Source organism: Pseudoalteromonas sp. SIMBA_162, from assembly GCF_046535955.1.
Lineage (GTDB): Bacteria > Pseudomonadota > Gammaproteobacteria > Enterobacterales > Alteromonadaceae > Pseudoalteromonas > Pseudoalteromonas marina.
On the sequence record NZ_JAWJBQ010000715.1, the window covers coordinates 1 to 256 of the forward strand.

The 256-nt window shown below is 24.2% G+C and carries 1 protein-coding gene; it reads right to left on the reverse strand.

From position 1 onward, the window contains the following. A partial coding sequence (locus tag R0J88_RS21530; RefSeq protein ID WP_410901108.1) for a hypothetical protein occupies nucleotides 1–214 on the reverse strand: 214 nt, incomplete at its 3' end. Nucleotides 215–256 lie beyond the last annotated feature (42 nt).

The window sequence follows — 256 nt, forward strand, 5'->3', positions numbered from 1 at the left end:
CTGCCAATTTTAACTTCTTCAAGTGAAGTGTTAAATTTTTTTCAGGATAAATTTTTGAGTTAGTTCTAATTTCGTTGTAAAAAATTCTAAGGATTTTTAAAATATCATGTTTATTTTTTTTTGAACTGTAACTCTTCAAGAAATCATTTACTAGGTTTAGGTAATTTTGTTCGGAAAAATGAACATTATCTGAATTTGAATATATTGTAGACATTTTATATGCTCCTTATCTTTTTCCTATTGTTAGTTTTTGGAT